Raw genomic sequence first — 21,043 nt, 5'->3', positions numbered from 1 at the left:
GATTCTTTAGCCTCCTCGGCGAGCCTGCGGAGTCTCAGCCTTCCCGCTTATCCCAAAGGAGTCGAGCACCCCTCCGTTCCAATCAACTTATTCATCAAAAAAAGTATGCAATAAATCCTAATCAAATAACCTTTACTTAGAGTAACCTAACAGTTGTTTATTAATCAGTTTGTAGGTTAATTAATATCGAACATTAAATACTAATCAATTGAATATACTTTTCTAAAAATTAGCTCATAAAATTTTTAACTACTGATAAAACATTACTAGTGTTATTAGAATCATAAAATTGCTCAAACATATTAACATTTAAAACCATAAATAGAACATCCAAAAAATGATAATTTCATCATTAATAAATGTTCATTTAATGTCCGTTTTCCCTATTGACCATTTTTTATTTCAACAATCTGAAAGTAACCAATAAATAGATTACTTTATTTTTAAAAGTTTATTTTGAATCTCTTAATCTTTTTAATGCATAACGATAACTAGATCGTACACTAGATTCTTTCATATTTAAATTTTTTGCAATTTGAGGAAATTCGTGATTGAAATAAAAACGTTCAATAAGAATTTGCTTCTGCAAGGGGGAAATTCCATCTAGAAAACTCTTAAAATTAACAAGTGGAAATGCCTCATCAAAATGTATTAAATCTTCTATACCTTGCTCGGAGAATACGTTTCTTTCATCATATTTAATTGCTTTGGATAGCTCGTTTAATAAATAGCCTCTTACTGTAATATAAGCATAACTTGAAAAACTCCCTTTCTCAGTTTGATATTGCTGATAAGCCATCCATAATGCTATTTGACCAATTTGATAATATTCATCAAAATTTTTATATATATGTAACTTCTTCATAGTTGCTTTTATCATTCGGGAATACTGGTTTAAGCATTCCTCGAATGTATTTGGCTTCATTTTTCCTGAAACAACTTGATAGTCTACATGTTCTTCACTATATTTCACGCTTACTGCCTTTCTTAAAGGCATGCCCCCTGAGTGTATTCCGCGGTGAAGTAACTATATAAAAATATAAGAAATATATCATATTTGGATACATCAATTAAGAATAAATAAAATAGAGTGAAACGTGAGTATTGAATTTAAAACGTTAAATTTGCCAGAAATAATGAAATGAAACCTTATCTATTTATATTTTTAAAAGAAGTAAAGTTTACTAAACACTGGAAAAACGGTCATAGAAGTTTCAAAAATAAGAAAAGATAATTTTGGTATAATCGATATGTAAAAAATCCTCAAAGGAGGCACATATGTCAAAATTAGATTATGTTGTATCGTATGAAACAATGCTGATTGAAGCTGCGGATCATCCAGAGTATTTAACCAAAATAACAGATAAAAACAAAGGAGTGATCTATTCAAAGCGGCCAATGAAAGTAATCTTGAAAGAATCAGCCCTCTACCATAATCAATCTATTAAAGGTCATCTCGAAGTCGTAAAAAGTAAATACCCAACTATGAAAAAGATTCCTCTTATGATTAATCCCACATTATCTATTATTATGATTCCTACATCTTCGCAAAATAACATATCTTGCAAATGGCTAAATTTTATCCAAATAAATAAATATATAAAAGAAAAAAGAAAAACAAGAATACAGTTTAGGAATGGAGAAGAGAGGATATTCTCAATTTCTTATTACATTTTTGATAAACAAGTTAGTAAAGCAACAAAGATTATTAGTATGTATTTAAGTCAGAAAGTGGAATATAAACTAAAATCAGATGAAGAAAAGTTAATGATGATTAAGGAATTAATAGAAGGATATTCTTTTGATGGGTAGGCTAGAGGCAAGAAATACAAAAAAGCAGGCCTTAAGATCTTATTGATCGTAAATCCTGCTTTAAACACTGTGAATCTATTCTTTAATTATGCCTTAAATAACTTCTTGTTCAGGAATTCTGATTGTCCATTGTGAGAACGCATTTATTTCTACTAGTTCTTTAGGGAAGATAAATGTCCATGGTTTACTCGTATTTGCCTGGATTGTTAATGGAGGTAGTGTGAATAAGCCTTTCGCAATTATTTCGCCATTCTCATTTAACATTTCCAGTGGTAGTAATTCTAGACTAACAGCTTGTGTTGATCCATTTCGAACTAAAATATTAACGCCTAAGTTGCCTTCTTCATTATAGCTTGCTCGTAAAGCATGTAAGCTCACTTCATTTATACGTAATTTAGGTAAAGAATTTACAAGATTACTTAATTCTGTAATTTGTTCTTCAGTAAGTCGACCTTCCCATGTTGGATCTATATCTAATCGGTGGATAGTTTTTGATAAATCAAATGCTAACTCAAAACCTTTTTCAGGCAAGTCCTCTTTTAGTAAATACTCTCGTTCAAAAACAAAGCGCCATGGGCGGCTACTGCAAGGAGGCATTTCGCCAAGCTCTTCTAGTCTAAAGCCTTTTTTAGCTAATAGTTCTCCTTCTTCACTAATCAATAATAGAATAGCATCTTCTAAACGAACTAATTTTTCTAAACTGTTACGAACAAATGCTGTAACAGTTGCACTTCCGTCATCATTAGTTTCAAGTTCGATTGCAGATAATGATAATTGATTTGGTTTTAAAGGAGAAAGCTCGTTGTTTAAAAATTGATAAACATAACGCTTTTCATCCTCAATATGCATTAATGGATGGAATGAAATTTTAGGAAAAATTTCAACCACTTCATTTTCTTCAACTTGAACTGCTTGATCAGTAGATGTTTGTTGCAATAAATCACTCGATGAAACTGTTGAATCTTTACCCTTTTGTAATAAACGCTTAATCGATGATAACATTTTGTTTTTCTACCCCCTGTGGACAAGATAATTCTTGGAATGTTGAAGCAAGATTTGCTGATATTTCTTGTTGTATCGAGTTATAAGTATGTTCAAACAGAGTAAATCCATCAAATTCATATAGTCGGATTGGATCTTCTTGTTGATACTGTCTTAAGTGTATCCCCTCAATCAATTGTTGTAAATGCTCTAAATGTTCAGTCCAATATAAATCTATCGTACTTAATGCCGTGCTTTTTAAAATACTAATAAGTATTATTTTTTTCTCTTCCTCTATACCGCTTAATACATCTTTATATACTGAAAAAGCTTCTTTAACGTTATGCCAAATCTCTTGTTCAGTATTAAAATGTTCAATATCTATTCGAAGTGGTGGTATAAGTTGTTCAAGTGCTATTTTTCCTTCAAGTAGATCCCAATCTTCAGGTGTACTATCTTTAGGATAGAATTGCATTAATAAGTGATTAACAGTTTCTTCAGCTTGACCAATAAACCAGTCTAAACCAGTTTCATTTTGTAACAAGTTATTTCTTAATTTATAAATAATACGTCGATGTTCATTTGCAACACCATCTAATTTAAGCTGCCATTCACGAATTGAAGATTGTTTTCCTTCACAGAGCTTTTGTGTAGATGAAACAAAGTCTTGGATCGTAGAATTTAGTACTTTACCAAATTGATCAGCCTGTAGATTCTTAAATAATTTCTCTAGCTTTTCTGGATTATATTTTACAAATAATTCATCTTCTAATGACAGATAGAATTGAGATGAACCAGTGTCCCCTTGTCTCCCTGCACGCCCTCTTAATTGGAAATCAATGCGCTCACTTTCATGACGTTCGGTTCCAATTACATGAAGACCCCCTAAATCTGATACACCTTCAGCTAATAAGATATCAGTCCCTCGACCCGCCATATTGGTTGAAATGGTAATCATACCTATTTGCCCAGCTATGGCAATCATCTTTGCCTCTTCTTCAACATTTTTTGCATTAAGGAGCTGAAACTTTATCGATTCTTTTTCTAATAATTCTGCGAGTACTTCAGATTGACGAATGGAGGCTGTTCCAATTAGAATTGGTTGTCCCTTTTTATGTCGTAATTTTACATCTTCTAGAACTGCTCTGAGTTTTTCTTCTGTTTTTTCAAACACAATATCCTCATGGTCAATACGAATTACCGGTTTATTAGTAGGAATTCGAATAACTTCCATGTTATAAATTTGTAGGAGTTCCTTTTCTTCCGTTTTTGCAGTTCCAGTCATGCCAGAAAGAATTGGGTACATCCGGAAATAATTTTGTATTGTTACTGATGCAACCGTATGATTTTCTTCAGTTGTTTTTAACCCTTCCTTTGCCTCGATTGCTTGATGGAGACCGTTACTTAATGAGCGTCCCTCCATAATTCGGCCAGTAAATAAGTCAATTAGTCTAATTTCGCCTTCTTGAATAATATAATCAACATCGCGTTGGAATACTAAATCGGCTTGCAATGCGTTATGAACATAGTGGAAAAGCGTTGTATGTTCTAGGTCATATAAATTTTCAATCATAAAGGCTTTTTCAATCTTTGAGATCCCTTTTTCAGTTAAAGTAATTGCTTTAGTTTCTTGATCTAAAAAATAATCCCTATCGTTTATAAACGTACGAATAAAGCGTGCACAAAGCGAGTATAAGTGTGACTGTGCGGGTTTTTTTCCTGCAATAATTAATGGTGTCTTTGCTTCATCTATTAATATTGAGTCGACTTCATCAATAATTGCATAATGGTATGGGCGTTGAACTTGATCAACTAAAGAAGTAACCATATTATCTCGTAAATAATCAAAACCAAATTCTGTTCCGATTCCATAAGTGATATCTGCATTGTAAGCAGCTTTTTTAGCCTCTAGAGTTAAGTTGGGAATGTTTAAACCTACTGTAAGACCTAAAAATTTGTGAATTTGCCCAATTTGATCCGCATCGCGTCGGGCTAAATATTCGTTTATGGTAATAATATGCACGCCCTTTCCCTCAAGCGCACGAGTATAGGCAGGTAATGAAGAAACTAATGTTTTTCCTTCCCCAGTAGGCATTTCAGCAATATTTCCATCTAGTAATGCAAGTCCACCAATTAATTGAACATCATAAGGGCGCATCCCTAAAACACGTTTTGATGCTTCACGTACTAGAGCAAAAGCATCTATTGTAATTTCATGAGTAACGGCTTCGTTATTAGAAATTTTTTGCTTTAATAGATCAGTAAATTTACGCAAATCTTCATCTAGAAGACTTTCATAGAATGGCTCTTTTGTATTTATCTCTTGAACAACTTTTTCATACTCTTTTAATTTTCGATTGCCAATAATTTTTTGCAAAGTCTGGATCAAGGGTGTTCCCTCCTGAGCTGGTAATCTATCAAGCCTCTTCTTTAAATGTATCATAAGTTTTACGGGACTCAAGGTGTAAATAGTGGGAATTTATAGAAAAGATTGAAAATTATATTATTAATACTAAAGTAAAAATCATTAGGAATCAAAATGAAGCGATCAATCTTTAAGTAAAAATAACTAGTTAATTTCAAAATGTGACAAATTGCTTACTTCCTATTATATATAATCTTAGTAGTTTCATATTAATAGTCTACTAAGATATGAGGGAGAGAGCTTAATTGAAGACAAAGATCGGAATAATCTTTTCTGCTGCAATACTTTTAACAAGTATATTTAGTTCACCATCGTTGAAACATAGAGGCACAAAACATGAGACCAATTTAATAAGTAATAATGAAGTAAAAGCTGCAACAGATCAAAAGAGTAGTGAGCAATCGACACTTCAAAAGGTTGAGACAAATCAAACAAAAAAATGGGAAGCACTACAACTGAATCCACTCCCAAGTAGTAAAAACTTATCGTATAGTTTCAGTAATAGTACAAAAGTGTTTACGAGGCCTTTCCCAGAGCAGTATCAAACGATTAATGGAATATTGAGCTTTCGAGGCGGACCTTTCCGAAATAACGGTTCGATGGGAACGACAATTATTTCAAAGCAAATGTTAGTTAAGAGCTGGTCGTTTCAAACTTCTTCTTCATCTGGATGGGGCGGGGGATCAGGATGGACTGGCCAACCTAGTGTAATTGAATGGAAACCACAAGAACAAAAAATTATGAATTTATATTCTCAATTTAAAACAAAGTCAAATTTTAAAGAAGTAGTCTATGGATCTTTAGATGGAAGAGTTTACTTTTTAGACTTAGCAACAGGTAAGAAAACAAGAAATCCAATTAATATTCAAAATCCAATTAAGGGTAGTGTAGCTCTTGATCCACGTGGTTATCCTCTTTTATATGTTGGACAAGGTATACCACAAACCGGAAAAATAGGTATGAGGATTTTTAGTCTGATTGATGGCTCTCAATTAGCATTTATTCCAGGAATTGATTCTTATTCTTTTCGCGGTTGGGGAGCTTTTGATGGCTCTGCGTTATTTAACCGTGAAGATGATGCTATGTTAGTCGGCGGGGAAAATGGACTAGTTTATTTTATAAAACTAAATACTAAATATGATCCAAAGGCTCAAAAGATAAAAATTTCTCCAGTAATTTCAAAATATCGATATAAACTTAAAAATAATTCTTATCAAGGTATTGAAAATTCAGTAGCGGTATTTAAAAATATTGCATACTTCGCCGATAATGGTGGTGGTATTCAAGCGCTGGATATTATTAAGAAAAGGCCAATTTGGGCAAATAATGCATATGATGATACGGATGCGTCAATTGTCATAGAGAATTCAAATGGTACACCGTTTTTATACACAGGTTCTGAAATCGATAAACAAGGAACTAAAGGCTATGCACGCATTCAAAAGTTAAATGGGCTTACTGGTAAAGTAATTTGGGAGAAGAAGATACCCGGTTATTCGATAAAAGGTAATCATCCTGTTAATGGTGGACTGTTAGCGACGCCAATTGTTGGAACCGGGCCATTAAAAGGGCAGGTTATCTTTAATATTTCAAGGTATAAAAGGATGAATGGGGGCTTGTTAATTAGCTATGATACTGTTACGGGGAAAGAAAAATGGCATTTAGAGTTACCAAACTATGCTTGGTCATCTACAGTAGCGGTTTATACAAAGGACAATAAAGCTTACTTCATTCAAGGTGATTCCGTTGGTAACCTGTACTTAATAAGTGGTAGCGGAAAAATTATTAATAAGATCAATCTAGGTGCAAATATTGAGGCGTCTCCAGTTGTAGTTGGACAACAAGTAATTGTTGGAACTAGAGGAGGTAAATATATTAGCGTCAATATTAAATAATTATAGTGATGAATGATCCCTAATTCCGTTTGCGGAGCTAGGGATTTCTTGTTTATTTGATAAAGTCTTTTCAATTGTGTTAATAACGTATTAAACTTCTATTAAAAGAATTGGATTTTAAGCAAATAGATTAGATAATATGATAAGTGTATTTATTTATAACTGTATCAGGGGAGTGAAAGAATTTGGCTAATAAGGCAGAAAACAATGTTGAAAGTCGTTCAGAACATAGAAAACTTAAGAATAAGGAAGATGGTTTAAGTAGTAAACGATATTTTTCGTTAATACTCTCGATAGCTGGAGTACTTATAATTGGTGCTACAGCAATTTTTTATGTTTACCCAAAAATAATGAATGAAGGTAATATTCATCCGCAAAATGCTTCTACACAGGCAGCAGCGGATAAGGAAGTAAAAAAAGAAGCAAAGAGTGAAAAGGCGACTGAAACAAAAACTAAGGAAGTTGCTAAAGAAACAACTAAGAAGGAAGCGACTTCTAAGGAAACAAAAGTCACCGATGAAGAAAAGCAATCAAAAGATTATGTTTTACCGGAAAGTAATAGTAGAAAACTAACGAATGCAGATCTAATAAAATTAGCTCCTAATGAATTGCGTTTAGCTAGAAATGAGATTTATGCTAGGCATGGTTTAGTATTTAAATCTAGTGACTTGACGATTTATTTCAGCTCGAAGTCTTGGTATAAACCTAATCCAGCATATGGCGGAGAGCTTAATGATGTTGAAAAATATAATTTAAGTTTAATTAAATCTAGGGAATAGTTGGAAAATGACAGTTACATCAAAAGCTAGTAAAAAAGCAAAGTTCAGTGATTGATGAACTTTGCTTTTTTACTGACGCTTTTTGATAAGGAAATACTTGAGTATGTCTTAAAGTTTAATCTCGGTTACTTGACTATCTAACCATTTTAAGATTTTCTTTGCTCCATTTTTCTTAGCTACTTCTTTTACTGTCATTCCTTCCACATTCTTTATTGATAAGTCGGCACCTTTTTTTATTAGATACTGGAATGTTTTTACATCATCAACTTCATAAGTTGTATCAAAAATAGGTGATTCTCCTGAACTGTCTTGCTGGTTTATATCTGCCCCGTATTTTAGTAGTAAGTCAATTGCTTGCTTGTCTCCCATAGAAGCAGCGGCGTGTAAGATTGTCCAATCATCTGCATCTCCTATAGAAGGATTAGCTCCGTTATCAAGTAATAACTTTAAAATTTCCAAGTTAAGATGATCTTCATCAGTATATGAAGCTTTGAGAAGTGGAGATTCGTAGTTATCATTCAATTCATTTACGTCTGCTCCTTCGTCAATTAACTTTTTAACTTGTTCAATATCGTTATCAAGTACTGCTTGCGTTAATGGTGTTTCCGCAGCTAAAAAGCCATCAACGAATGATTGTGCTAGCGGAATCGCTTTTTCTACTAATAAACCTGCACCGACTATAACCCCGAATGACAAACCGAATACAATTACTGCAATTCCGTATACGCGTTTTGGTGTTTTAAATTTAATATCACTTTCTACATTATTAAAATGATGCAAAGCGTTAATACGTTTAGGTAAAGTTGGATGCGACATTAATCGTTCACTTAACCAAATTAAAAAGCCTTTTTCATTACTACTATTTAATAAATATTCACGCTGATCAATTTGTTGATAATATTTCCGACCAACGGCTAACATTGTAAGTGCTTGAGTCGATGCTTCAAAATCATTTATATAATGACTAGCCATTCGATCGCTTGTATACTCACATGCACGGGAATATGCCGAGCCTAAAAAAGGAACCCAATTTGCAGGCAATACTAAAGCCTGTTTTAGAAGATGGTTTCGTTTAATATGTGCAAGTTCGTGTGCAATCACGAAATCAACTACTTTTGGATTTGATTCAATCTCTTCGAATAGATCTGAATATAAAACAATCATATTTCGTCCAAAGAATCGCGTAGCAAAGGCGTTTAACAGTCCTCCTGATTGGACTACATACACATCCGGTAGAAAATAAAAGCCCATTTCCTTTGAAATTTCTCTTGTTCTGAAATATACCTCTGGAAATTGTTTTTCAGTAATCTTAACGCCATTTATACGTATGTGGGCAGTGAAAATTAAATGGGCAAAGAGTGGTAAAACAATTAAAATTCCTAAAATAATAAGACCAACAACACTTAAAATAAGTAAAAAATAAATTGGAATACTAAAAAGTAAAAGTAATATAAAATAAATCGATTCTTTCCTATTAACTAACGGCTTCAATTTTTCTCCTCCTATACCTCAACTCCTATAGTTTAACAAGTAAATGGAAAGGATGTCATACATATATTTAAGAGAAATGAAACCAATTACTTCCACTAAATAATAAAAAAATTTCTTTTTACCCTTTAAATAAAAAATAGTATGATAGACTATAGTTTACTTTTTTAAGTATTTATTTAGATTCAATTTATATATTAAAAACATGCACTATAATAGAATGAAAATTTAAGGGGAAGTTAAAAATAAATGGAAACTCAGTTAAGAGAACAAAATTCCTTGTCAAGAGCGGGTATACGAACAATGCGAAAAACACGAATACCTAGTTTTAAAAGAAAATGGATGTTTATTTTAATACCAATTATCGTGATATTAATTACACATTTAACGTTAAATTACTTAAATTCGCCTAAAAGATTAGTGAAGATTTTTGATAAAGCTGTGTCAGATAATAATTTTAAAGAAGTCACACATATGTTACAAAAAGGCGGTACCGGGGCATCCTTAGATGAAGAATCGGTAATCGCATTTATGGATTACTTAAATAGCTATAATGTATTAGATAAATTAGACGATATGATTCAAAATAATAAAGTAATTAATAGTAAGTTAATAGATGGTCGTGGAAATTATGTGCTTTCAATTAAAAAGGGTAGTAAATTTTTAGGGATTTATCAAACGTATTTAATAAGTGCCCAACCATTCGAATTAAAGATTTCTTCGCCAATTGATGACATTGAATTAAAATTAAATAATCATATTACTCATTTGAATAAATACGAATATGAAACAACATACCACAAAATTTTACCTGGAAAGTACACTATGGCTATTTCATATAAAGGTGTTTATAGTGATGTTAAGGATTCAGTTGATATAGATTTTTCGTCTGCTTCAAAAAATAAGTTATCACAAGAATTAACTTTTAATGTTAGTTATGTCCAAATTTACTCAAACGAACCTGAGGCAGAACTATTTGTAAATGGAAAAGATACGGGGCAAAAAGTAAGTGAACTAGACCGTTTTGGTCCATTTTTATTAAATGGTAAAACAGTAGTTCACGCAGAAATTGAAAAGAATGGTGAATTATTTAAAACGGATGATATTCCGGTTACAGGAAAATATGTAGATTTAATGTTTGATACGCCAGTAGAAAATCAGGACACTACAGATCAAAAAGATGGTTTCTTTGCAGGACTTAAACGATTTTTTGATAAGTATTTACCAAGTCCTAAGCCTTCTTCTGATTTAGAAGAAAAGCAACTAATCAACGGCTTGTTTAATCAAAATGGCCAAGCATTCTTACAGTCTAAGGAATATCAAGACAAAATTAAGAAAAAAGATACAACGCAAAAACTCACAAGCTTTTCTATGAAAAATTCAAAGCAAGATGATTCGGGTATGATCATTACAACAAATGAGTCGTATGAGATAACTGATAAACATGGTAAAACTAAAATGAAATCATTTGAAATTACTTACCACTTCTCAAGAGAAAATGATGAATTAAAAATGGATCGTATAGTAGAAGTGAAAGAGATAAAGTAAATTGTAGAAAAGAGTCCAATTTAGGTTGGACTCTTTTTGATTTCAGAGTTGGAAGATTTCACAATTATTAAGCTAGGATTAAAAGAGCACAATCCTTATTAAATGATTATTATAAGAAATATTTCTTTTTTCACATTTTAATGTCAAATATATGTAGTTTTATCACATTGCTTTTTTAAATAGGAATATTCGTTATAATGTATTAAAGAGAAATGTTTGGAGGTAATGAAAAAGAATAGAATGTGGAAATTTATTAAAAAACTTCTTTTATTTACACTTCTGATATCAATTATTGGGTTATTTGCGATCTATCGTTACTATTTCCAAGATGTATTGAAGTATGAAACACAAGTTTACACTGAATTAAAGACATCTAATTTAGAAGAATATACACCTTTATTACTAGGACTAATGATGCAAGAAACGAAGGGTAAAGGAAAAGATCCAATGCAGGCTTCAGAATCACTAGGGCTAGCAAAGGATAGTATTCAAGATACTTCAAAAAGCATACAGCAAGGGGTATCACACTTTAAAGACGTGTATTCCTATGGTAAAAAGCAAGGCGTTGATTTACAAACCATAATACAAAGTTACAATATGGGGATTGCTTATATTGATTTTGTAAAAACACATGGAGGTAAACATACAGATCAACTTGCTAAAACTTATTCTCTATCGATGGTGGAGAAGAATCCTGAGCTTTATACGTGTAATAATAATAAGAAAAATTTCAGATATCCATATTGTTATGGTGACTTCACATATAGTCAAAAAGTAATGAAGAAAACAAAGTACTTCGAGATTTTAGTTCCGCTTAAAAATAATATAGTAGGAAAACCATAGTCCATTAAGAAGAGATAAATGTCTTCTTTATGGACTTTTTAACTTTTATTCTAGAATTGTGTCAATTTAATTACAAAATGGTTGTCCTTTCGATAAAATAAAACAATTTCCTTTTTTTACCGATATAATTATTGAAAAAACAATTCAAATTCCGACATTTTATGACTTATACTTAATTTTAGTGTAATTTTTTGTTAATTTCAGTTAAAAAAAATTATAGTTTATTAATTTTACTAGTTTAATAGAATTGGATTGTTTTATTCTACGGTTTAAATGTAAAAAGGGTAAGAAAGGAAAATTTGATACATGAAAAAAATGGGAAGAGTACTTTTGGTATCAACAAGTATATTAGTAGGCACCTCCAGCATTTCCTGTCCTAATATCGGTCTGGAAACATCAAAAGCGAGTGCAGCGATCGTAAATATTAAAACGAAGTATCAAACGACAGCAAATCTCAATTTAAGGCAAGGTGCAGGTGCAACCTATAAGACATTGTTGACTATTCCAAAAGGAAAAGTAATTACTGCAACACAGAAAAATGGTAACTGGTATAAAGTAACCTACAGTGGAATAACTGGTTGGGTAAATGGTACCTATTTAAATGAATATTATACATATACTACTCAAAGTACGGCTTATTATTTTACAAATAAAACTACAAAGCTATATCCAACACCTGATACCAAAAAAGCTGCAGTATATACTGTAGTTGCGAATAATGGATTTAGCAGTACTCAAAAAGTAGTAAATAGCATTGGCCAAACTTGGTTCCGCGTCAGTTATAATGGCAAAACATTATACGTAAATAGCACTGATGTTACGAAAAGTACTGCAACTACATTTGCTCAGACAGAGTATAAAGCAATTAAAATGGCTGGTCTATATCAATCATTTGGAAATTCCTCTAAAGTACTAGCGCAAATTCCAGTTGGTACCGTTGTTACATCATCAAAACGAGTTGGTAACTGGTATTACGTTACGTTTAATGGAAAATCTGGTTATGTTTATATAAGTAACTTTACTAAAGTAACTAATACATATATTACTCAAAACACGGCTTATTATTTAACAAATAAAACTACAAAGCTATATCCAACACCTGATACAAAAAATGCTTCAGTATATACTGTAGTAGCGAATAATGGATTTATCAGTACTCAAAAAGTAGTAAATAGCATTGGCCAAACTTGGCTCCGCGTCAGTTATAATGAAAAAACATTATACCTAAATAGCGCTGATGTTACGAAAAGTGCTTTAACTACATTTGAACAGACAAAGTATAAAGCAATTAATATAGCTGGTCTATATCAATCATTTGGAAATTCGTATAAAGTGCTAGCGCATATTCCAATTGGTACCGTTGTTTCATCATCAAAACGTATTGGTAACTGGTATAACGTTACGTTTAATGGAATAACAGGTTATGTTTATATAAGTAACTTTACTAAAGTAAATGAAATAAAATATGAAACTACAAGTACTGCATATTATTTTACGAAAGCAGTCACTAACTTATATGCAACTCCAGATGCGACAAAACCTGTAGTAACTACAGTTAATGGAGATAATGGCTTTGCTTCAACTCAAAAAGCGACAGATTTAGTAGGGAAGATATGGTATCGAATTAATTACAATGGACAAAATCTTTATGTTAAGAGTGAAGACGTAACTGCAAATAGCTTCACAACATTTACTACTACGAATTATAAGGCACTAAATGCAACATATTTATATGAATCGTTCGGCGATGCATCAAAACAGCTTATTCAAATTCCAAAAGATACAGTTATCCCGATTAGCAAAAAAATTGGTAATTGGTATAGTGTGTCTTATAACGGTGTAAATGGATATGTAAGAGCAGGAGATTTCGGAAAAAGTGATGTCGTGACGATAACGAATATAACAGATACGACGTATGTTACGACTTCAGAATTAAATTTACGTCAAACGTATGATGCTTCTTCATCATTGCTTACGGTAATACCGGTTAATATGGTTTTAATTGCAACTGATAAAACTTCTAACAATTGGTATAAGGTTAGTTACAATGGGAAAACGGGATATGTATCCGGAACATATATCAAACAAGTAAAAACTGGTGACCCAATGACATCAAGAGATAGCTACCAGTTTATTGATCTGCGTACACAATCTCCTGTAACTGCTTCGCAAATTAATACCTATATTGCTAATAATGTGAAAAGTGGAGTTAAGAGTATTCTGACTGGTCAAGGACAATTATTTATTGATGCTGGAAATAAATATGGTGTAAATGCACTTTATTTAGCAGCACATGCCATTCATGAAAGTGGATTTGGTACATCTCAAATTTCATTAGGAAAAAATAACTTATTTGGATTTGGTTCATATGATTCAACGCCATATATAGCATCATATAAATTTATGAGCGTTCAGGAGAATGTAGAGTATATTGCTCGCTCAATTAAATCTACTTACTTAAATCCAAGTAACTGGAAATATAAAGGTGCATATCTTGGATTCAGTACAAAAGATATGAGCAATGTAAGAATAGATGGAGCGAGTGAAGGGATGAATTTTTATTACGCGACTGATCCAAACTGGGGTAAATTGATTGCTCAACATATGCAAAAAATTCTACCGTTTGATAAAGCGTATTATGATAAAGCTCAACCGAATACCACGATTCCAGGCAGTCCAACTACTCCTGTTGGTAGTGATGTATTCCCTGCTAATATCCAAGCGGTTGCAAAAGGAAATATTGATCTATATACCGCAAAGGGAGATACGACTAAAGTGAAATCGATTACAGCCGGTACAACCTTCCTTCTTCTTGAAAAAACAAATAATTATTGGTTTAAATTATCAATAAATGGAAATGTTTTTTGGACAAACAGTATCAAATTAAATGTATATAGCCAAACTTTATCTGCTAAAAACTTAGGTAGAGTAACAACAGATGGTTTAAACGTGCGCTCAACTGCAACTACAATTGAAAATAATGTAATTGGCACATTAAACCTTAATAATTACGTAAGTATTGTTACAAATACAGATGGTACTTTAACAATGGATAGTTCAAAAAAATGGTATAAAATCAAACTAGCGAATGGAAGCTTTGGATGGGTATCTTCAAGTTATGTTAAGCAAGAATTAAAATAATATTTTTGATGGCTCAGAAAAACTGAGCCATTTTTTTTATGAGATTTATAGACAAATAGATAGTCATGAATTGAAGTATGTTAAAATAGATTTATTGCTTAATATTTAAGTAGATTGGAGAAGATACAATGAAATCTTTTTTTCTGAAAAGTGGTTTAATAACGGCTTTATCAGTAAGTTTATTTACTGGAAAAGCTAGTGCAGAAACAAACACAGATTGGGCTTCAAAGTGTGGAGACGCTAGTAAAACTCCAGCTCCTTCTATACAACAGGTTAATTGTTTATTGACTTATGCGGCAATAAACGCCGATATTCCACCTGAGGTTGTAAAGGCAATTGCTTGGAGGGAATCTGGTTGGAACCAGAAAATGAAGTCCCTTGATGGTGGGCTTGGTATTATGCAAATTACTGAAAATACAGATCAACCTATTTATGATCAGCAACGACTAGAAAATGATATTGCATATAATATTCAAGCTGGTGTCGAGATTCTTAACGAGAAATACAATTTGAAATCAGGCGGAAACTACCTATTACCAAGAATTAGTGGTGCTAATCGTCATATTATTGAGAACTGGTATTTTCCTGTTATGGCTTATAATGGTAATGTACCTGCCAATAGTCCACTTAAACAGGAAGATGGATCGGTCAATGTAAATGCCTATCAGGAAAAAGTATTCCGAATAATAGAAGGCCAAAGCTATTTAAGGCTTGATGATGCCCCAGCGGTTTTAGCTAGGTATCCATTTAAAACGTCAGATTTTGATTATAACAAAGATAGTAAAGCACCAATTATTTTTAAAACTTCTCTTTATACAATCAATAAAGAGCTCCTTCATGATTCTCCTTTCTTCATGAAAAAGGGAGAAATTGCATACGTAACAGTAGATGGTGCTAAATTACGACCAGAACCAAATACATCGGTAGAGCAAGATAAACCAACTCCAAAGTGGGAAAGACTTGCTAAATATACACCATTAACAATTTATGACGAAATCCAGTTTGATACTAAGAGTGATGATAACCAATTCGCTTGGTTTAAAGTGAAAAGAGCAGATGGAAAAATAGGATTTATTTCATCTGCATACATTACGAAGAAATATGATTTAGTAAACCCGATTATAACTGGGGTTGCTAATGGGAAATTCTACAATAAAGATGTAAAACTTCACTTTAATGAGGGTATCGCAACTTTGAATGGTACACGTATTAATAATGACTACTTAGTTTCAAAAGCGGGAAGCTATACATTGGTAGTGAAAGATTCAGTGATGAATACAACAACTATTAAATTTACAATCGATAAAACAAAACCTACAACACCAACAATGAATACAGTTTCAGATCAATCAACTACTATTACCGGAACAGCAGAAGCAGGTTCTACAGTTAAACTATATATAAATAGTAAGCTTCAAAAAAGCACAACAGCTGCTTCAAATAAAAGCTACAAATTTACAATTTCAAAGCAAAAAAGTGGAACGACAGTTAGTGTAACTGCTACGGATAAAGCTGGAAATGTAAGTACAACAAAGTCTTTAAAAGTATTAGATAAAACACCACCAGCTCTTCCAGTTGTTAATAAAGTTACTTCAAAATCTAAAACTGTTACAGGTAGTGCTGAGAAATATGCTTCAGTGAAGATTTATCGAGGAAGCACATTAATAGGTCAAAGCTCGGTTAATTCCAGTGGTAAATTTTCTGTATCAATAAAAGTACAGAAAGCAAACACATATTTAAAGGTTTATGTCATTGATAAATCAGGAAACAAAAGTGTTCGTACAATTAAAGTTGTAAAATAGTTTAAATACGATGCGATAAGTTTTTTTCTTATTGCATTGTATTTTTTTTATTTTTCAAGTTCTTATTGGAAAGAGTAAATTTATTTATTTCGGACTATACAATTGCTTCATTTCCAATGCTCGATAATTAAGTAGACGAGGATCTGTTTTTACAAAATATGTTTAAGAAGAATGCAATTTGTTTTTAATATGTGGATAACTTGTGAATAAAATTAATACTTATCGACAGGAAGAAAAGATTAACAATTTTCATTTTGATAGAATTTTGTCGTATCTTTATATTTCTTGCCTACTTGAATTAATTTATAAACAAGCGGTTTGTGGATAAGTATTATATGTTATCCACAAATTGTTAATAAACTTCTGAAATTGTGGGTAATTTTCGGAATTTAAAATGTTTTTTACCTTACAAAGTATTTTTATGATCAATACTATATATTATTAAAGAAATTAAAAGGCCATTTCCCAATTGAGAAATGGCCTTTTGGTGTTAAACTATTATTTTTAATAAGAGAATTTTGAACTTATCTTAAATTACTTAACGAGCACCTTCACCAGTTAAAACAACTTTAATTGTTTTAAACATAATTCGAATGTCTAACATAATTGAGCGATGTTCAATATAGTGTAAATCCAAAACTAACTTCTCTTTCGGAGTTAATTCATACCCGCCATTCACTTGTGCCCAACCTGTTAACCCTGGTTTGACTGTTAAGCGATTAGTGAAGCCTGGTACTTCATGATTAAATTTTACTAAAAAAAACGCTCTTTCTGGTCTAGGACCAACAAGACTCATATCTCCACGTAAGACATTGACGAACTGCGGTAATTCATCGATACGAGTTTTTCGAAGGAAGTGACCAAGTTTTGTAATGCGAGGATCATCCGTACTAGCCCATTGTGGTCCATTTATCTCTGCATCCATACGCATTGTTCTTAACTTGTAAATATTAAAAATCTTCCCATTTAATCCAACTCGTTCTTGGATGAAAAGAGCAGGACCAGGAGAATCAATTTTAATTAATGCGATAAAGAACAATACGAATGGTAAAGAAATCACAAACGCGAGCGACGCAAAGACTATATCCAATGTTCTTTTTATAAATGAATAAAAAATACTTTTCTTTTTTAATGACTCAAGTTGTTGAATTGAGTAGCGGCTTTCAACCTTTTGTTGAGTATTCTGTAAGGCCATTTAAACACCCCAGTTTATAATTTAGGCCCATCCTTGCAAGTGCATTGCAACATGTCCTAATGTATAACGTTTACGTTTTATAACATCATAACAATTATAAATGTTCGCAGAAAAAAATCAAATTATTTTTATGTTACAAGCTTATTACTCCACATAAAAAGTTCACAAGGGTACCTTACACTTATAGTGTGTGCAAGAATGAATTATTAATCGGCATTACAATAATTAGTAATTGATCAAACTTTTGTCCAGGTCGACTTTTTAAGTATTATTATTTTAGCTTAAAGTAAGTGGAATAATACGTCGCGTTAAAATAGCACTTTCCCAAAGGAATAAAACCCCATATAGATATTTTATCAGCTATTTGTCTTCCCTTATTTTCATACGCTATTGTAAGAAAATAAGTAAATAAAAACATTTGTTAAATAAACAAAGAATCTAACTATTTGTGGGGATTAATCTTTTTTATAATCTTAGTTTTGTAATTGAGTATGTAATAACAATATTTTGATGATTCTCCTTATAATTATTATGAATAAATATAGTTTTTTTATCCTTCCTTTAAAACCTTGTTTTTTGTTTCTCCAAAAATCAGCTCCCTCTTCGTAATTGCTCAAGAATTTTTTTACTTATTGAAAACCTCTTTTAGCACTTTTCATTGCTGTTATGTTTAATTTTGAATTAAGTAGGCGCAATTTATAATTTACGTAGTTCCATTAAGGACTATATTAATATTCAGAGAGGAGTATTGCTTTTTTATCATATGATTGTAAATAAAATGCTCTTATTAACTGCATTTTTAATTACCGCATTATTAAACTTATTACCACAGAAGAAATATGATTCTAATATTTTTGATCATTTAGGATAATCTTCTTCTTAAAAAAGGTGTAAACTTTAATTTTTAAATGAAAAAACAAATAAATTAATGGGGATATGCCTAGAAATGACCAACGATGAAATGGATTTATCACTTAGTTTTCAATATTGTTAAATTTAATTTAAATTGAGTAGAAATCTCTTGAAGTGGTATCAGTAATTGATATAAATTTTATGCATTGTGGATAGACAGTTTGATATTCGTGCGAAAATGAAATCTTTACTTTTTTGTATGAAATGATTAAATCATAATGGTTGATCATTGAAGTTGGTTAAAATTTAAAACTAAATTATTAAGCATTATTTCTAATGTTACTGTATAAAATCTTGTCAGTAAATACTTACTTTTGAAGAATGTTAGTGTTTTTTAAGGAATGGAATGAATAATTGTAGTAATATATTGAAGTGAGTCGAAATTTTGTTTAATTTAGTCGAAAGGTTAGGTGTTAAATGCTAGCGAATTATTTCACTGTTTGTGGCTTTGGTAGTCATGAGATTGAGATTGAAAAATCGAAATTTATTTGTTACATAAATGAAGCGAAAACTGAAGTTGATGCGCAACGATTCATTTCAGAAATTAAAAAAAAGCATTTTGATGCATCACATAATTGCTCAGCTTATTTAATCGGTGAAAATGATGAAGTTCAAAAAGCCAATGATGATGGTGAACCGAGTGGTACGGCTGGAGTTCCAATGTTAGAAGTTTTGAAAAAGAGAGATTTAAAAGATACTGTTGTTGTTGTAACAAGGTATTTTGGCGGTAAAAAGCTTGGAGCAGGAGGATTAATTCGTGCATATGGACAAGCAGTCAGTGAAGGGCTAAACGCCGTTGGAATTGTTGAGCGTTCATTAGTTAAAGTAATGAACGTAAAGATAAATTATAAATTGTTAGGTAAAGTAGAGTTCGCTTTACGGAACTCGCATTATCATTTAGAAAATGTTAACCACATGGAAGAAGTAAGCTTTGAACTTTGGATTAAGATTGATGAAGTAGATATCTTCAAAAACTGGATGATTGAGTTAACAAATGGTAGTTGCCATATAAATGAAAGTATTGTTAAATACATGTAGTAGTCTAGCTTTATAAATAGTAAATTTATGACTAATTTTAAATAGAACAATCATACTAATTTTAAAGGAGGTCTATTCGAACATATGAATCAGAATCATTCTCGAAAAATGGCCAAGAAAAGAAGAAAGAAAAAGAGAGGTATAATTGCTAGGGTATTATTACTTATCATTGTAGTAGCCTTAGTGTTTGTAGGATATAAAGGCGTTAGAACATATCTTGAATTAAATAAAGCAACAAAAGGGGAAGATATTTCTTCAAACTTAAGAAATGAAAAAGTTGCAATATCGAAAGACCCAATATCTATTCTCTTCTTAGGGATTGAAAACTATTCAACCGGTGGAAAGGGTGGACGAACTGACTCGATGATCCTTGCTACCTTTAATCCAAAAGAAGAGACAATTAAAACAATGAGTATTCCTCGTGATACATATGTAAGTATCCCTGGACATGCAGATAAAACTAAAATAAACCATGCATATTCATATGGCGGTTTACAATTAACAGTTGATACAGTTGAGCAATTCTTAAATGTACCAATTGATTATTACGTTACAGTCGACTTTAATGGCTTTAAAAACATAGTTGACGCAGTTGGTGGAATTGATGTTGATGTACCATTTGATTTCTGGGAAAATACAGATACTACACCAAGGAAAAAGGTTTACTTTACAAAGGGTATGATGCATTTAGATGGACAACAGGCATTAGCATATTCACGTATGCGTAAACGTGATCCTCGTGGTGATTTTGGACGTGAAGAAAGACAACAACAAGTAATTAAAGCGATTTTAAATGAAATTAAATCACCTGAAACAATCATGAAAATGGATCAATATGCGAAAGTGTTCAGTAAAAATATTAGTACGAATATGAAAATGAGCGGTGGTATTTCACTTGCGAAGCATTTACCTAATATTACTGAAAATGACTTAGAAACAATAAAATTAAAAGGTAACGATGATACGATTCACGGTATTTACTACTATGTTCCTGAAGAGGAAAGTGTAAAAGAAATTACTAGCAAATTCCGAGTTCACTTAGGTTTAGAAAAACCATCTAAAACGAATACAACTAATACAATTAATTCAGATAGTAGTTCTGAAAATGAAAATAGTACCAATAAATAAATAGGCAGAAAGCTGATTCTTTTACAGGAATCAGCTTTTTTATTGGGTCAATCGTA

The 21,043-nt window shown here is 31.7% G+C and carries 14 protein-coding genes; 9 read left to right on the top strand and 5 right to left on the bottom strand.

Annotated features, from left to right (window positions below):
- Positions 1-451: 451 nt before the first annotated feature.
- Positions 452-997, bottom strand: a complete 546-nt coding sequence (locus tag COE53_RS21890; protein ID WP_084006878.1) for a sigma-70 family RNA polymerase sigma factor — start codon at positions 995-997, stop codon at positions 452-454.
- A 281-nt stretch (positions 998-1,278) separates the two neighbouring features.
- Between COE53_RS21890 and COE53_RS21885 the strand changes: the two genes are divergently transcribed.
- Positions 1,279-1,812 (top strand): competence protein ComK, encoded by a 534-nt coding sequence (locus tag COE53_RS21885; protein WP_069033799.1) that lies wholly within the window; start codon positions 1,279-1,281, stop codon positions 1,810-1,812.
- A gap of 93 nt (positions 1,813-1,905) precedes the next feature.
- Here the strand turns inward: COE53_RS21885 and COE53_RS21880 are convergent, their stop codons facing one another.
- Complete coding sequence (locus COE53_RS21880; RefSeq protein WP_069033800.1) at positions 1,906-2,814, bottom strand: accessory Sec system S-layer assembly protein; 909 nt, start codon at positions 2,812-2,814, stop codon at positions 1,906-1,908.
- The gene (gene secA2 / locus COE53_RS21875; protein ID WP_069033801.1) at positions 2,798-5,182 is read right to left on the bottom strand and encodes an accessory Sec system translocase SecA2; all 2,385 of its coding nucleotides are present in this window, start codon (positions 5,180-5,182) and stop codon (positions 2,798-2,800) included. Before secA2 ends, COE53_RS21880 begins: the two co-directional genes overlap by 17 nt.
- 281 nt (positions 5,183-5,463) lie before the next feature.
- On the opposite strand from secA2, the gene COE53_RS21870 reads away from it, so the two are divergent.
- Entirely contained in the window at positions 5,464-7,113 is a 1,650-nt protein-coding gene (locus COE53_RS21870) for a PQQ-binding-like beta-propeller repeat protein (protein WP_069033802.1), read from the top strand.
- Between the two features lie 185 nt (positions 7,114-7,298).
- Positions 7,299-7,892, top strand: coding sequence for a YARHG domain-containing protein (locus COE53_RS21865; protein ID WP_091023304.1), 594 nt, complete (start codon positions 7,299-7,301; stop codon positions 7,890-7,892).
- Between the two features lie 108 nt (positions 7,893-8,000).
- On the opposite strand, the gene COE53_RS21860 is transcribed toward COE53_RS21865, so the two are convergent.
- A complete protein-coding gene (locus tag COE53_RS21860) occupies positions 8,001-9,383 on the bottom strand; it encodes a M48 family metallopeptidase (protein ID WP_098948719.1) in 1,383 nt (460 codons plus the stop codon).
- A 246-nt stretch (positions 9,384-9,629) separates the two neighbouring features.
- Here COE53_RS21860 and COE53_RS21855 point away from each other — a divergent pair, with 246 nt between their 5' ends.
- The 4 genes from COE53_RS21855 (at position 9,630) to COE53_RS21840 (ending at position 16,714) form a co-directional block, all read left to right on the top strand.
- The gene (locus COE53_RS21855; protein WP_098948718.1) at positions 9,630-10,928 is read left to right on the top strand and encodes a TcaA 3rd/4th domain-containing protein; all 1,299 of its coding nucleotides are present in this window, start codon (positions 9,630-9,632) and stop codon (positions 10,926-10,928) included.
- A gap of 225 nt (positions 10,929-11,153) precedes the next feature.
- The gene (locus COE53_RS21850) at positions 11,154-11,771 is read left to right on the top strand and encodes a lysozyme family protein (RefSeq protein WP_025569083.1); all 618 of its coding nucleotides are present in this window, start codon (positions 11,154-11,156) and stop codon (positions 11,769-11,771) included.
- A 330-nt stretch (positions 11,772-12,101) separates the two neighbouring features.
- Positions 12,102-14,912, top strand: coding sequence for an SH3 domain-containing protein (locus COE53_RS21845; protein WP_180242468.1), 2,811 nt, complete (start codon positions 12,102-12,104; stop codon positions 14,910-14,912).
- A 128-nt stretch (positions 14,913-15,040) separates the two neighbouring features.
- Entirely contained in the window at positions 15,041-16,714 is a 1,674-nt protein-coding gene (locus COE53_RS21840; RefSeq protein WP_091023312.1) for an Ig-like domain-containing protein, read from the top strand.
- Between the two features lie 538 nt (positions 16,715-17,252).
- On the opposite strand, the gene COE53_RS21835 is transcribed toward COE53_RS21840, so the two are convergent.
- Complete coding sequence (locus COE53_RS21835; RefSeq protein ID WP_025671303.1) at positions 17,253-17,909, bottom strand: sugar transferase; 657 nt, start codon at positions 17,907-17,909, stop codon at positions 17,253-17,255.
- A gap of 1,329 nt (positions 17,910-19,238) precedes the next feature.
- On the opposite strand from COE53_RS21835, the gene COE53_RS21830 reads away from it, so the two are divergent.
- Positions 19,239-19,859 (top strand): YigZ family protein, encoded by a 621-nt coding sequence (locus COE53_RS21830; RefSeq protein WP_069033807.1) that lies wholly within the window; start codon positions 19,239-19,241, stop codon positions 19,857-19,859.
- An 84-nt stretch (positions 19,860-19,943) separates the two neighbouring features.
- Entirely contained in the window at positions 19,944-20,987 is a 1,044-nt protein-coding gene (locus COE53_RS21825) for an LCP family protein (RefSeq protein ID WP_084006880.1), read from the top strand.
- Positions 20,988-21,043 lie beyond the last annotated feature (56 nt).

Source organism: Bacillus sp. AFS029533, from assembly GCF_002585125.1.
GTDB lineage: Bacteria > Bacillota > Bacilli > Bacillales > Bacillaceae_G > Gottfriedia > Gottfriedia luciferensis_B.
Note: the sequence above shows the minus strand (reverse complement) of the source record. Positions and strands in the feature narration are given on the sequence as shown.

Bases quoted from the DNA above. Each gene is read 5' to 3' on its own strand.
- COE53_RS21890 (WP_084006878.1), bottom strand. From the start codon at position 997: ATGCCTTTAAGAAAGGCAGTAAGCGTGAAATATAGTGAAGAACATGTA.
- COE53_RS21885 (WP_069033799.1), top strand. From the start codon at position 1,279: ATGTCAAAATTAGATTATGTTGTATCGTATGAAACAATGCTGATTGAA.
- COE53_RS21880 (WP_069033800.1), bottom strand. From the start codon at position 2,814: ATGTTATCATCGATTAAGCGTTTATTACAAAAGGGTAAAGATTCAACA.
- COE53_RS21855 (WP_098948718.1), top strand. From the start codon at position 9,630: ATGGAAACTCAGTTAAGAGAACAAAATTCCTTGTCAAGAGCGGGTATA.
- COE53_RS21850 (WP_025569083.1), top strand. From the start codon at position 11,154: ATGAAAAAGAATAGAATGTGGAAATTTATTAAAAAACTTCTTTTATTT.
- COE53_RS21840 (WP_091023312.1), top strand. From the start codon at position 15,041: ATGAAATCTTTTTTTCTGAAAAGTGGTTTAATAACGGCTTTATCAGTA.
- COE53_RS21835 (WP_025671303.1), bottom strand. From the start codon at position 17,909: ATGGCCTTACAGAATACTCAACAAAAGGTTGAAAGCCGCTACTCAATT.
- COE53_RS21830 (WP_069033807.1), top strand. From the start codon at position 19,239: ATGCTAGCGAATTATTTCACTGTTTGTGGCTTTGGTAGTCATGAGATT.
- COE53_RS21825 (WP_084006880.1), top strand. From the start codon at position 19,944: ATGAATCAGAATCATTCTCGAAAAATGGCCAAGAAAAGAAGAAAGAAA.